Here is a 12,423-nt window from a genome sequence, read left to right on the forward strand (position 1 = left end):
CCGCCCGGGCGAAGCCGCGAGGGCTGACGGGGGGAAGCACGTCCCCCGAGATGACAGAAACTGCCCGTATGAGCGCTCATACGGGCAGTTTCTGTCATCTCGGTGAGGCGGAAACGGGTTAGACGACCTCGGGCGTGCGCTGGTACCGGGCGATAGCCCGCTGCGTGCCGCGGTTGGTCAGGACGCGGATGACCTGGCTGACGGCCCCGGAGACCAGGGCAAAGATGACGGCCGAGCGCAGGCTGGCGTCCAGTGCGCCGTCCTTGTCCTTGGGGGGTTCATTGCCTGTGGCCTTGGTCCAGACGAAGTCCAGGAGTTTTGCCGAGGCCAGGCCCGCGCCGATGCTGGCGCCGGTTCCCAGCAGTTTCAGGATCATGTTCATGAGTACTCCTTGGCGTTGTGCGTTGGTGTTGGTCCTACGCTACCCGCCGCTGCCCCAAAACGCGGACGGCCACCGTGTACAGTGGACCACGCATACATACGACAGGGGAGCGCAGCTTTCCGCGGATCCGGGAAACCGGAAAGCGGAATCCGGGCGCTGAGAGTGCGGATCAAGCCGCAGACCCTCGAACCTGCTCCGGTTAGTACCGGCGAAGGGAGTCGAGATCTCAGGGGTGCGCCGCCGCAGCTGCGGCGGCTTTCCCTCCCCTCCTGAAAACAGGAGGAACCTTCCATGCAGCACACACTTCCACCCACCCGCAGCCGCTGGTCCTGGCGCGTGGTGGACATCGTTGTCGCGTCGGTTGTCGCCGTCGCCGTCGGCGTCGTCTTCTGGGCCTGGTCGCTGGCCTACGGCGGCGTTGAAGCCATTGTCCTGGCCTTCCCCCCGATTGGCGGACTCTACACCGGCGGCTGGCTGATTGCCGGCGTCCTGGGCGCCCTGATTATCCGCAAGCCCGGAGCTGCCCTGTACTGCGAGGTCCTGGCCTCAGCCGTGTCCGGTGTCCTGGGAACCCAGTTTGGCCTCTCCGTGCTGCTCTCCGGCGCGATCCAGGGGCTGGGCGCCGAGCTGGTCTTCCTGCTCTTTATGTACAAGAAGTTCAACCTTCCCGTCGCCCTTCTGGCGGGCCTCGTCTCCGGGGTTTTCCTGGGCGTCAGCGAATCCATCCTGTACAAACCCGAATGGGCTTTCCAGTGGCAGGCGCTGTACGTGCTCTTCGCGGCAGTCTCCGGACTGGTCCTGGCCGGACTCCTGTCCTGGCTTGCGGTTCGGTCGCTGGCACGCACCGGGGCGCTTTCCGCCTTCGCTGCCGGCCGCACCGCGGACGCCTAGCGATGGTTTCCAGAACGGCTCCAGCCGCGGTAACAGCGGCACAATGGGGCTGGCGTCATGCCGGGCGCAGGTCGCCCGCAGTCGCCGGCGCGGACTTCCAGATCCAGCCCGGTGAGCGGGTCCTGCTGCTCGGTGCTTCCGGCGCGGGCAAATCAACGCTGCTCCACGCCCTGGCCGGTGTCCTGGGCGAGGACACCGGGGGTACCGAGACAGGAACACTGACGCTCGACGGTGTCCATCCGCAGGCCGCACGCGGCCGTGCCGGGTTGCTGCTGCAGGACCCGGACGCGCAGATTGTGCTTTCCCGCGTGGGGGATGAAGTGGCCTTCGGGGCGGAGAATCTCGGCGTTGCGCGCAACGAGATCTGGGAACGCGTCCACTCCGCGCTCGACGACGTCGGCCTCAACGTTCCGCTGGACCATTCGACGGCAGCGCTTTCCGGCGGACAAAAGCAGCGCCTGGCCCTGGCCTCGATCCTTGCCATGCAGCCGGGCCTGCTGCTTCTCGATGAGCCCACCGCAAACCTGGACCCTGACGGCGTGCTGGAAATCCGGGACGCCGTCGCCCGCGTCCTGGACCGGACCGGTGCCACACTGATCGTGGTGGAGCACCGGGTCGCGGCCTGGGCGGATGTGGTGGACCGGGTGATTGTGCTCGACGCCGGCGGCGGACTGCTGGCCGATGGACCGCCTGCCGCGGTACTCACCGGGGCGGAAACCCGCTCGCGGCTGGCAGCTGCCGGGGTGTGGCTTCCCGGCGCGGCTCCTGCCTTCCCGCCGCCCCCGCCGCGGAACCCCGGGGCAGCGGAGCTGCTCACGGCCCGGGGACTGGACGTTGCCCGCCAGCCCAAGGGACCGGCCGTGCTTTCAGGCGTGGACGTAACGCTCAGGGCCGGAACCGCCCTGGGCATCACGGGACCGAACGGTGCCGGAAAATCCACCTTGGCACTCACACTGGGCGGGCTGCTCCGTCCCCGCGGCGGGGAGCTTGCGGCCTCCCCTGCCCTGGCGCGCGAAGCAGGGTCTATCCCTTCCAGCTGGAAGTCTGCGCAGCTGGTGACCCGGATCGGCACCGTGTTCCAGGAACCGGAACACCAGTTCCTTACCGGCTCCGTGCGGGACGAACTGGCGTTCGGTCCCCGCCGGGCCGGGCTCTCTGAGGCCGAAGGGCTCCGGCGGGCAGACCGCCTTGCCGAACGGCTGGGACTGCACAAGCTTCTTACCGTCAATCCGTTCACGCTCTCGGGCGGCGAGAAACGGCGGTTGTCCGTTGCGACCATGCTGGCCACGGCTCCGGACATCCTGATCCTGGACGAACCCACCTTCGGACAGGACGCCAACACCTGGCGGGAACTCGTCACGATGCTCGCTGAGCAGCGGGACGAGAGCGGATGCACTGTGGTTTCGGTGACCCACGACGCCGAGTTCACTGCCGCGCTGGGCGGGGCGCTCCTGCAGGTGGCAAATGGCCGGGTGAGCGAAGTTCCGCCGCCTGAAGGGCTCCGGACCGGCAGTGAAACCGGCATCGGCACCGGCCGCGGCGCCGGGGGAGAAGCCGCATGAGCGCCACGGTGCTGCGCCCCCACGAGCAGGCACGTCCGGGCGGACGCGCCTCACGGCTGGCGGCGGCGAATCCGCTCTCGACGCTGGGCGCCGCGGTTGCCGTGACGGCTGCGGTACTGCTGACCGTGGACTGGGTCAGCGCCACTGTGGTCCTCGCAGGAGAGCTGGCCCTGTTGCCGCTGCTGCGGATTGGCCCCTGGACCCTGGTGAAGCGGATTTGGCCGCTGCTGATCGCTGCCGCCATCGGCGCATGGGGGACGGCGCTGCTCGCGGAGAAGACCGGTGAGGTACTGCTCGACGCCGGCCCGCTGCTTTTCACAACAGACTCGGTGACGGCCGGAATCGCCATCGGCCTGCGTGGACTGGCCATCGCCCTGCCCGGTATCTTCCTGCTGGTCTCTACCGATCCGACGGACCTGGCTGATGCGCTGGCCCAGCGGCTGCGCCTGCCGTCCCGGTTCGTCCTGGGTGCGCTGGCCGCGATGCGGCTGGTGGGCCTGCTCGTCCAGGAATGGCGCACGCTGGGACTGGCCAGGCACGCCAGGGGAGCCGACGCCGCCAGCTCCCCGCTGGGACGGTTCCGGAATTTCCTGGGCCAGGGCCTGGCGCTGCTGGTCCAGGCCATCCGCCGGGCAACCCGCTTGGCCGTGGCGATGGAAGCCCGCGGGTTCGGCAGCGGAACACGGACCTGGGCGCGGACGTCCACGTTCAGCCGCATCGATGCCTGGGTGCTCGCTTACGGCGTCGGACTCGCAGCAGCGGCCGTGGCCGCCGCGGCGGGAGCCGGGACGTTCAACTTCATCCTCAGCTAGGACGGCTAAAGGACGGTTTCAACCAGGGCAGCGAGTTCGGCGGTGAGTGAGGGGCTGACCGCGATGGGTTCGGCGTTGATTGATTTCACCGGCGCCAGGAGGCGGATGCTGGAGACCAGCCACACGCCGTCGGCCTGGTGGAGGTGCGTGGGCTCCAGCGGACCGTAGCCCAGCTGCCAGCCGGCGTTTTCAGCCGCTTGAAAGAGGGCGCCCTGCGTGGTGCCGGGCAGGATCCCGCTCTCCAGCTCCGGCGTCAGCAGCGTCTTGGTGCCGTTCTGGACCGTGGCCAGGACAACTGTGGAGGTGGGACCTTCGAGGACTTTTCCGTTCGAGGACGTGAAGATCACATCATCGGCACCGTGTTCGCGGGCGTAGCGGATGGCGGCCATGTTGACGGCATAGGACAGCGTCTTGGAACCCAGCAGCAGCCACGGTGCGTGCTCGGCAACCGTGCTGTCATAGCCGCGGTCCAGCAGGAGCACGTCGAGCCCGGCTTCCCGCTGCCGGGCGGCGGAGGCAGGGACGGGGGAGGCCTGGACCCAGGCGGTTGGCTGGTCCGCGCCTTCGGGGCCGCGGGTCAGGATCAGCTTCACCACGGCCTGCGGTTCCCCGTGAACTCGGCCGAACTCGGCAAGGGCCGTGGAGATTGCGGGTTCCCACTGCCCCGGGGCGGGGAACGCCAGTTCCAGTGCCGCAGCAGAGGCGCCCATCCGGTCCAGGTGCATGGACACTTTCCGCGGCTTGCCGTCTACCGCCAGCATCGACTCGAAGACGCCGTCTCCGCGGGTCGCCCCGAGATCGGTTGCCAGGAGCTGGGGAACGGAAGCATCGGCAACACGGCCGGAGGGGAACGCAGGGTCCAGGAACACCAAAACAGTCATGTGCCAAGCCTAGTGCGCGCGGGAACACGTTCCACGGCACCCTTCCGACTAGGCTGAAGACATTCGGGTTGGCTGGAGGGAAGACAACGTGTGGTGGACAGTTAGTGCTCCAGCCTGGCTGGCCACTGCGCTCACCTTGCTGGACTTCGGCATCCGGATTGTTGCGCTGGGCGTTGTTCCGGGCAACCGGAGGCCCACGACGGCCATGGCCTGGCTGCTCTGCATCTTCTTCCTCCCGGTGCCGGGCATCATCCTGTTCTCCCTCTTCGGCAACCACAGGCTCTCCGAGCAGCGGGTGCAGCGGCAGACGGAAATCAGCAAGGCGGTGCGTGAGAACACCGGCGAACTCAACGCGGAGACCAGCTCCTATTCCGGGCCGGAGTGGGTGCTCTCCGCCGTCGAACTCAACCGCAGGCTGGGATCGTTCCCCAGCCTGGACGGCAACAACGTGGAACTCCAGCGCGACTATGAAGAGTCGATCCGCCAAATGACCGAGGCGGTCCGGGGTGCCTCCCGCTACGTCCACGTCGAGTTCTACATCATGAGCTACGACGCCGTAACCCACGAGTTCTTCGCCGCGCTCAAGGACGCCGCCGCGCGCGGGGTCAAAGTCCGCCTGTTGTTCGACCATATTGGAACGCTGCGGGTGAAGGGTTACCGCAAGCTGCTCAAAGAGCTCGAAGACAGCCAGATCCGGTGGCGCCGAATGCTGCCCATCCAGCCGCTGCGCGGCCATTGGCGGCGCCCTGACCTCCGCAACCACCGCAAGATCCTGGTGGTGGACGGCGTGATCGGCTTCACCGGCTCGCAGAACCTGGTGGAGCCGGGCTACCGCAAGCCGGGAAACCACAGGATCGGGCGCAAATGGGTGGAACTCATGAGCCGGCTCGAAGGCCCGGTGGTGGATGAAATCAACGTTGTGTTTGCCACTGACTGGAACATGGAAACGGATGAGAACCTCGAACAGGAACTGAGCCTGTACGAGTGGACCTCAAAGCCCGGCGACATCACCTGCCAGGTGGTCCCGTCCGGACCCGGATTCACCACGGAGAACAACCTCCGCCTTTTCACGTCGCTGCTGTATTCGGCGTCGGAGCGGATCTCGATTACCAGCCCGTACTTCGTGCCGGATGATTCCCTTCTCTATGCCATTACGACGGCGGCGCAGCGCGGTGTCCAGGTGGAGCTGTTCGTCTCCGAGCGCGGCGACCAGTTCCTGGTGGACCATGCCCAGCGCTCCTACTACGAAGGACTGCTGGAAGCCGGTATCCGGATCTGGCAGTACCCTGCTCCGCTGGTCCTGCACGCCAAGCACTTCACCGTGGACAGCGACGTCGCGGTCCTGGGGTCCTCCAACATGGACATGCGCTCCTTCTCGCTGAACCTGGAAGTTTCCATGATGATGTTTGGCGGGGACATCGTGGAAAAGATGCGGAGGATCGAAGACACGTACCGGTCCCTGTCCAAGGAACTGATCCTTGAGGAGTGGAAGAACCGTCCGGTCTGGCAGCGCTACGTCGACAACGTGGCCAGGCTGACGGCGACGCTGCAGTAACGCGCTAGTCCTCCGGGACTGCGGAGCCGAGGCTGCCCAGCACGCCGCGTGCCTTGGTGCGTACTTCCTGCCACTCTGCCTTCGGATCGGAACCGGAAGTGACGGCCCCGCCGACGCCGAGGCTAAGCACCGTAACGCCGCCGGGTTTGGGGGAAAGGACCAGGGTCCGGATTACGACGGAGAGGTCAGCCGCGCCCGTCAGAGAGAAATAGCCGGCGGCGCCCGAATACATCCCGCGCGCTGCTCCTTCGAGCCGGTCCAGGATGGTCATGGTGCTGGATTTGGGAGCGCCGGTCATGGAGCCGGCCGGGAAAGCCGCGGCAATGGCTTCGGCCCGGCTCGCTCCGGACGCCAGCCGGGCGTCGATGGTGCTGACCAGCTGGTGGACGGTGGCGTAGCTTTCCACCACGCACAGCCGCGGGACTGTCACCGACCCCGGTTCTGCCAGCCGGGAGAGGTCATTGCGCATGAGGTCCACGATCATGATGTTTTCCGCGCGGTCCTTGTCGCTCCGCAGCAGGTCCTGGCGCAGCTCGGCGTCGGCGGCGGGTGTCCCGCCGCGGGGCCGGGTGCCCTTGATTGGCTCGGCGCGCAGGTTCCCCGCTGCGCTGATGCGCAGGAACCGTTCGGGAGACGTACCGGCCAAGACAAGATTCCCCAGCCGGAGGAAGGACGCGAACGGTGCCGGACTCCGCCGCCGCAGCGCCGCGTACAGGTCCAGGAGTTCCTGCGGCTCCAGCTCTTCCGGAAGCTCTGCCCGCAGCTGCGTGGTGAGGCACGCTTCGTAGGTGTTCCCCTCCGCGATGTGTGCTTGGGCCAGACGTACCTTGGCCTGGTAATCCGCCCGGCTGTCGCGGAACGAGAAGGCCGGCCCGCTGCCGGCCGGACGCCAGCCCTGCGGGGAAGCCGGGCCGCCGGGTGCCCCGGCCACAGCGGATGCCGCAGCCCGGACGGAGGACGCGGCCACAGCACGCCGGGCCGATTCCAGCCAGGCTTCGCCGGAGCGGGCTGCGCTGCTGGAATCGACCGCGCTGCCGGAAAGGGCTGCGCTGCTGGAAGGGGCTGCACTGCCCGCCTGTCCGTCAAACCACGGATCCTTCAGGGTGAGCAGGAAGACACGTTTGAGTACGTGGTCCAGGACCACGGCGCGGCCGGTAAAGACCAGGGCAGCGTCAGGGCCGTCGAAAGGGACATCGAAAGGGACATCGGCGCCCCCGGTTTCCCGCTTGAGTCCGTACCCGAGGCACCCCACCCAGCCCAGCGCGAACGGGCAGTCCAGTTCCTGCGGTACCGAAGCGGTTCCCCACTCACTGTGCAGCCACCGGAAGAACGGCTCCCGTACGGCAACCTGCACCGGGCCGTGGCTGACCCTCGTGGTACCGGCCGCATGCTCGGCATAGCGTCCCAGGAGGCCGCCGTCGTCGGCCATGATGCTGAAGCGGCTGCGTTCCGCAGGGCTGCCGCCCGCGCCCGCGGTTCCGGCGTCTGAACTGTCGAGCCAGACAGCGTTCCCGGAGGAGCCAAAGAGCTCCGAGTAGAGCTGCAGCGGGTCTGGATCAGCGTCCAGGATTTCAGCGTCCACCTGCAGCGCGGACTGCGGCAGGCCAAGTCCAGGTGCGGGCAGCGGCAGGGAGCCCAGGGCTCGCAGCACATAGGCGTGCAGGGGAGCGCGCCCGGTGGATTCCCCGGCCGCCACCTGAAGGTCGGCGCCGGCCTGGGCCGGATCGGCAGCCGCCCACCTGGCTTCCTGGGCAGCCCAGCGGTTCCAGTGCGGAGCGTAGGTGTCGCCGTCGCGGGCCAGGGCCCGTTCCCTCCGTTCGGCTTCGGGAGCGTCGACCCACACCACCGCGTCCAGCAGCTGCCGCGCGGCGCGGTGGGCGGCGCCGACCCCCTCGAAGATCACGATCTCTGCCGGCACCGTGGTGCGCCGGGGTCCGTAGCGTCCTGCCTGCCAGTCCCAGGCCTGCCAGTGCGCTTCCTCTCCTGCGGCCAGCGGCTCCAGGACGGTGCCGCGGTAGTAGTCCATGCCCGCGGCAAGCCCATCCCATCCGGGATAGACATCCTCCAAATGGAACAGGGCAACACTGCGGTGGGCGCGCAGCTGCGCGGCCAGCTCCAGTGCCAGGCTGGTCTTGCCCGCACCGGAGAATCCGTCGATGCCGATCAGCAGCGGGCGCGCGGACGCTGGAGGCATCAGGGACCGTCCGCCAGCGCGCTGCGAACGAATTCCACGACGCCGGGAACGGCGGCCATAATCAGCGCGTAGGAGGAGTCAAAGTCGGACATATCGCCGTACCAGGGGTCCTCGATGCCCTGCTGTTGGGGCGGCAGGCCGGCGGCTGCAGGATCGAAACTGCGCAGCATCCGGATTTTGCCGCGCTCCCGGGCAGGTGCCCCGGCCTCCAGGTGGGTGAAGTGGCCATAGTCCAGGGCCAGGATGAGGTTGCGGTCCCGGTACCACTCGGGTTCAAAGGCCCTCGCCCGGAAGCTGTCCAGGGCAGGTTCGCCGAAGCCGTTCTTCTGCAGTTCGGCCGCAGCGCGGGGGTCCATGGGGTGCCCGGCCTCCCACCCGGTGACGCCGGCCGAATCTACGGCCACGCCCTCTTCAAGTCCGGCGTCGCGGACCGCGCGGGTGAGGCAGAACTGGGCCATGGGGGAGCGGCAGATGTTGCCGGTGCAGACCGTAATGATGCGGTACATCGCTTAAGCGTACCGACGGAGTGCTCAGGCCCGGGCCAGCAGCTCCCCGCTGGGCATCAGGAACCAGCCGTCCTGCGCCTCGCCCCAGCGCAGCCACCCGTCAGCGATCCGCTGCAGGTCTTCCCGTGACAGCCCAAGGTCCAGGGCCTGGTCGGCGAAAGCTGAATGCAGGACCCGCTGGGACCAGGCGCCCGCGTGCCAGCGGCGCCGTTCCTCGGTGGCGTACAGCCAGTTCGACGACGACGCTTCCACCTCGGTGAACCCCGCTTCCAGGGCCCAGCTCACGAGCCGCCGGCCTGCGTCGGGCTCTGCCCGGTTGCCGCGGGCAATGCGCTGGTAGGTTTCCATCCATTCGTCCAGTTCAGGGACCAGCGGGAACCAGCTCATGGCCCGGTAGTCGGCGTCGCGCACTGCAACGATGCCCCCGGGGCGCGTGACCCGGCGCATTTCATGCAGCGCCGCCACCGGGTCGGTTAGATGCTGCAGCACCTGGTGCGCGTGCACGACGTCGAAAGTGTCGTCAGCGAATTCAAGGTCGTAGACATTTCCCGGGGTGAACTCGGTGTTGTCCGCCCCGCGTTCGGCCGCGAGCTGCCGTGCCTGTGCCAGGACCTCTTCGGACCGGTCCAGGCCGGTGATCTGTCCGGGTGCCACCAGTGCGGCGAGGTCCACGGTGATGCTCCCCGGGCCGCAGCCGACGTCGAGCATCCGCATCCCTGCTGACAGATGCGGGAGGAGATACGCCGCCGAGTCTTCTGCGGTGCGCGTGGCGTGTGCGTTGACGACGCTGCGGTGATGGCCGTGGGAGTAAGTGTCCTGGGGCATAGCAGGACGATACGCCGCGCGGGCGGTGCGTGTCCTGCCTTCGGTCACGCGGTGTCATACTGCGGGAATGGGCACGAACTTGAGTCGAGGTGACTCAAGTTTGTTGACAAAAACCCACGCCGCGGTAAAGTTGAGTGCAGAAGGCTCAATATGCGCTGCGGCGCGAGGGGTGGCAGCTGCCGGTTCTTACGCAGGCAGCGGGCCATCGATTTCCAAGGAAAGAGGAAGCAAATATGTCACGTGCAGTAGGTATCGACCTCGGAACCACGAACTCCGTCGTCTCCGTCCTCGAAGGCGGTGAGCCCACCGTTATCGCCAACGCCGAGGGTGGCCGCACCACCCCGTCGGTTGTTGCTTTCGCCAAGTCCGGTGAGGTCCTGGTCGGCGAGATCGCCAAGCGCCAGGCCGTCAACAACATTGACCGCACCATTTCCTCCGTCAAGCGCCACATGGGCACCGACTGGAGCGTCGACATCGACGGCAAGAAGTACACCGCCCAGGAAATCTCTGCCCGTATCCTGCAGAAGCTGAAGGCCGACGCCGAGTCGTACCTGGGTGAAAAGGTCACCGACGCCGTCGTGACCGTCCCTGCGTACTTCAATGACGCCGAGCGCCAGGCCACGAAGGAAGCCGGTGAAATTGCCGGCCTGAACGTCCTGCGCATCGTGAACGAGCCGACCGCAGCCGCACTGGCCTACGGCCTGGACAAGGGCAAGGAAGATGAACTCATCCTGGTCTTCGACCTCGGCGGCGGCACGTTCGACGTCTCCCTGCTCGAAGTCGGCAAGGACGAAGACGACTTCTCCACCATCCAGGTCCGTGCCACCGCCGGTGACAACCGCCTCGGCGGCGACGACTGGGATCAGCGGATCGTTGACTACCTGCTGGCCCAGGCCAAGGCCAAGGGTGCAGACCTGTCCAAGGACAAGATTGCCCTGCAGCGCCTGAAGGAAGCCGCGGAGCAGGCCAAGAAGGAACTGTCCTCGGCTACCTCCACAAACATCTCCCTGCAGTACCTCTCGGTCACCCCCGAAGGTCCCGTCCACCTGGACGAGCACCTCTCCCGGGCCAAGTTCCAGGACCTCACCAAGGACCTGCTGGACCGGACCAAGAAGCCGTTCCACGACGTCATCTCCGAGGCAGGCATCAAGGTCTCGGACATCGACCACATCATCCTCGTCGGCGGCTCCACCCGCATGCCTGCCGTCTCTGAGCTGGTCAAGGAACTGGCCGGCGGCCAGGAGCCGAACAAGGGCGTCAACCCGGATGAGGTTGTTGCTGTCGGCGCCGCACTGCAGGCCGGTGTGCTGAAGGGCGAGCGCAAGGACGTGCTGCTGATCGACGTCACCCCGCTTTCCCTCGGCATTGAGACCAAGGGCGGCGTGATGACCAAGCTGATCGAGCGCAACACGGCTATCCCGACCAAGCGCAGCGAAACCTTCACGACTGCTGATGACAACCAGCCGTCCGTGGCGATCCAGGTCTTCCAGGGCGAGCGTGAGTTCACCCGGGACAACAAGCCGCTGGGCACTTTCGAGCTGACCGGCATTGCGCCGGCTCCGCGCGGCGTGCCGCAGGTCGAGGTCACCTTCGACATCGATGCCAACGGCATCGTGCACGTCTCCGCAAAGGACAAGGGCACGGGCGCCGAGCAGTCCATGACCATCACCGGCGGTTCCTCCCTCTCCAAGGAAGACATCGACCGCATGGTCCGGGAAGCTGAAGAGCACGCTGCGGAAGACAAGAAGCGCCGCGAGGCAGCCGACGTCCGCAACTCCGCCGAGCAGCTGGCCTACTCCGTGGAGAAGCTCCTCACTGACAACGACGACAAGCTGCCCGAGGACGTCAAGTCCGAGGTCAAGGGCGACGTCGACGCGTTGAAGAAGGCGCTGGAAGGCACCGACAACGACGACGAGGTGAAGAGCGCGTTTGAGAAGCTGCAGGCTTCCCAGACCAAGCTCGGCGAAGCCATCTACTCGCAGGCACAGGCTGCCGGCGACTCCGGTGCTGCCGGCGGGTCCGCCGCGGGTGAAGGTACCGGCTCGGACTCCAACGATGAGGACATCGTGGATGCCGAAGTCGTTGATGACGAAGAAAAGAAGTAATCATGGCTGCTGACAACGACAACGGAAACCAGACCCCCGGCGGCGAGCCGGAGGAGAACCAGGAACCGCAGTCGCAGCAGGCTTCTTCCTCCGAGGCCGGCGCCGGGCCGGCTGCGGAGGGAAGCAACGCCCAGGGCGATGCACTGTCCCAGGCAGAGGAAATCCTGAACAGCGCCGGAGCCGAGGCACCTGCTGACGCCGGATCTCCCGAAGCCGCGGAACTGCGCAACGACCTGCTCCGCCTTCAGGCGGAGTACGTGAACTACCGCAGGCGTGTGGAGCGGGACCGTGATGTTGCCCGGGAAATGGCTGTGATCGGAATGCTCAATTCCATCCTGCCGGTCCTGGATGACATCGATGCGGCCCGCCAGCATGGGGACCTCGCCGAAGGGCCGTTCGCGTCCATCGCCGTCAAGCTGGAAAACACGCTCAAGGGTTACGGCCTGGGCCGGATCGATGAAACCGGAGTGGAGTTCGATCCGAACATCCACGAGGCGCTGATCCAGCAGCAGAGCGCGGACGTGCAGCTCGACACGGTGACGCAGATCCTGCGGACCGGCTATAAGTCGAACGACCGCGTGCTGCGCGCAGCACAGGTCATCGTCTCCGTACCGGAGCAGTAGTCCGTATGCCCGGGACCGCCGCTTGGCGGTCCCGGGCATCTCCGGTGGATATCCGGTTTCCAGCGCACCACAGGCACCACACATAGA

General features: G+C 66.9%; 11 protein-coding genes and 1 riboswitch. Of the genes, 6 read left to right on the forward strand and 5 right to left on the reverse strand.

Annotated elements, in window-relative coordinates; genetic code table 11:
* Positions 1-118: 118 nt before the first annotated feature.
* On the reverse strand, positions 119-382 hold the full coding sequence (locus LOC59_RS01640) for a DUF4235 domain-containing protein (RefSeq protein WP_227894023.1): 264 nt from the start codon (positions 380-382) through the stop codon (positions 119-121).
* 93 nt (positions 383-475) lie between these two features.
* Positions 476-616, forward strand: a riboswitch (TPP riboswitch).
* Positions 617-673: 57 nt separating this feature from the next.
* On the opposite strand from LOC59_RS01640, the gene LOC59_RS01645 reads away from it, so the two are divergent.
* Genes LOC59_RS01645 through LOC59_RS01655 form a run of 3 tightly spaced genes read left to right on the forward strand, consistent with a single transcriptional unit; the run spans position 674 to position 3,647 of the window.
* The gene (locus tag LOC59_RS01645) at positions 674-1,273 is read left to right on the forward strand and encodes an ECF transporter S component (RefSeq protein WP_227894024.1); all 600 of its coding nucleotides are present in this window, start codon (positions 674-676) and stop codon (positions 1,271-1,273) included.
* A 2-nt stretch (positions 1,274-1,275) separates the two neighbouring features.
* Positions 1,276-2,835 (forward strand): ABC transporter ATP-binding protein, encoded by a 1,560-nt coding sequence (locus tag LOC59_RS01650; protein ID WP_229970376.1) that lies wholly within the window; start codon positions 1,276-1,278, stop codon positions 2,833-2,835.
* Complete coding sequence (locus LOC59_RS01655) at positions 2,832-3,647, forward strand: energy-coupling factor transporter transmembrane component T family protein (protein WP_227915625.1); 816 nt, start codon at positions 2,832-2,834, stop codon at positions 3,645-3,647. Before LOC59_RS01650 ends, LOC59_RS01655 begins: the two co-directional genes overlap by 4 nt.
* A 5-nt stretch (positions 3,648-3,652) precedes the next feature.
* Here the strand turns inward: LOC59_RS01655 and LOC59_RS01660 are convergent, their stop codons facing one another.
* Positions 3,653-4,528 carry an aminodeoxychorismate lyase gene (locus tag LOC59_RS01660; protein ID WP_229970378.1) on the reverse strand — a complete coding sequence of 292 codons (876 nt, stop codon included), beginning with the start codon at positions 4,526-4,528 and terminating at the stop codon, positions 3,653-3,655.
* Positions 4,529-4,616: 88 nt separating this feature from the next.
* On the opposite strand from LOC59_RS01660, the gene cls reads away from it, so the two are divergent.
* Positions 4,617-6,083: a cardiolipin synthase gene (gene cls / locus LOC59_RS01665; RefSeq protein ID WP_227894028.1), complete on the forward strand. Its 1,467-nt coding sequence runs from the start codon at positions 4,617-4,619 to the stop codon at positions 6,081-6,083.
* Positions 6,084-6,087: 4 nt separating this feature from the next.
* Here cls and LOC59_RS01670 read toward each other — a convergent pair whose 3' ends face one another.
* The 3 genes from LOC59_RS01670 to LOC59_RS01680 are packed head-to-tail and all read right to left on the reverse strand — an operon-like array spanning position 6,088 to position 9,656.
* The gene (locus LOC59_RS01670) at positions 6,088-8,277 is read right to left on the reverse strand and encodes a chorismate-binding protein (protein WP_229970380.1); all 2,190 of its coding nucleotides are present in this window, start codon (positions 8,275-8,277) and stop codon (positions 6,088-6,090) included.
* Positions 8,277-8,783 carry a low molecular weight protein-tyrosine-phosphatase gene (locus LOC59_RS01675; RefSeq protein WP_227894030.1) on the reverse strand — a complete coding sequence of 169 codons (507 nt, stop codon included), beginning with the start codon at positions 8,781-8,783 and terminating at the stop codon, positions 8,277-8,279. The genes LOC59_RS01670 and LOC59_RS01675 overlap by 1 nt, the downstream gene beginning before the upstream one ends.
* A gap of 24 nt (positions 8,784-8,807) precedes the next feature.
* Positions 8,808-9,656, reverse strand: a complete 849-nt coding sequence (locus LOC59_RS01680) for a class I SAM-dependent methyltransferase (protein WP_331460385.1) — start codon at positions 9,654-9,656, stop codon at positions 8,808-8,810.
* A gap of 185 nt (positions 9,657-9,841) precedes the next feature.
* Here LOC59_RS01680 and dnaK point away from each other — a divergent pair, with 185 nt between their 5' ends.
* Together dnaK and LOC59_RS01690 are read left to right on the forward strand one after the other, a co-directional pair.
* On the forward strand, positions 9,842-11,713 hold the full coding sequence (gene dnaK, locus LOC59_RS01685; RefSeq protein WP_227894032.1) for a molecular chaperone DnaK: 1,872 nt from the start codon (positions 9,842-9,844) through the stop codon (positions 11,711-11,713).
* A gap of 2 nt (positions 11,714-11,715) precedes the next feature.
* The gene (locus LOC59_RS01690; protein WP_227894033.1) at positions 11,716-12,336 is read left to right on the forward strand and encodes a nucleotide exchange factor GrpE; all 621 of its coding nucleotides are present in this window, start codon (positions 11,716-11,718) and stop codon (positions 12,334-12,336) included.
* Positions 12,337-12,423: the final 87 nt, after the last annotated feature.

The sequence above is a fragment of the Arthrobacter sp. zg-Y916 genome, from assembly GCF_020907385.1.
In the GTDB taxonomy this organism is placed as follows: Bacteria; Actinomycetota; Actinomycetes; order Actinomycetales; family Micrococcaceae; genus Arthrobacter_B; species Arthrobacter_B caoxuetaonis.

What these genes read in the sequence shown, in the direction of transcription:
- LOC59_RS01640 (WP_227894023.1), bottom strand. Translation starts at nt 382, where the DNA reads ATGAACATGATCCTGAAACTGCTGGGAACCGGCGCCAGCATCGGCGCG.
- LOC59_RS01645 (WP_227894024.1), top strand. Translation starts at nt 674, where the DNA reads ATGCAGCACACACTTCCACCCACCCGCAGCCGCTGGTCCTGGCGCGTG.
- LOC59_RS01650 (WP_229970376.1), top strand. Translation starts at nt 1,276, where the DNA reads ATGGTTTCCAGAACGGCTCCAGCCGCGGTAACAGCGGCACAATGGGGC.
- LOC59_RS01655 (WP_227915625.1), top strand. Translation starts at nt 2,832, where the DNA reads ATGAGCGCCACGGTGCTGCGCCCCCACGAGCAGGCACGTCCGGGCGGA.
- LOC59_RS01660 (WP_229970378.1), bottom strand. Translation starts at nt 4,528, where the DNA reads ATGACTGTTTTGGTGTTCCTGGACCCTGCGTTCCCCTCCGGCCGTGTT.
- LOC59_RS01670 (WP_229970380.1), bottom strand. Translation starts at nt 8,277, where the DNA reads ATGCCTCCAGCGTCCGCGCGCCCGCTGCTGATCGGCATCGACGGATTC.
- LOC59_RS01675 (WP_227894030.1), bottom strand. Translation starts at nt 8,783, where the DNA reads ATGTACCGCATCATTACGGTCTGCACCGGCAACATCTGCCGCTCCCCC.
- dnaK (WP_227894032.1), top strand. Translation starts at nt 9,842, where the DNA reads ATGTCACGTGCAGTAGGTATCGACCTCGGAACCACGAACTCCGTCGTC.
- LOC59_RS01690 (WP_227894033.1), top strand. Translation starts at nt 11,716, where the DNA reads ATGGCTGCTGACAACGACAACGGAAACCAGACCCCCGGCGGCGAGCCG.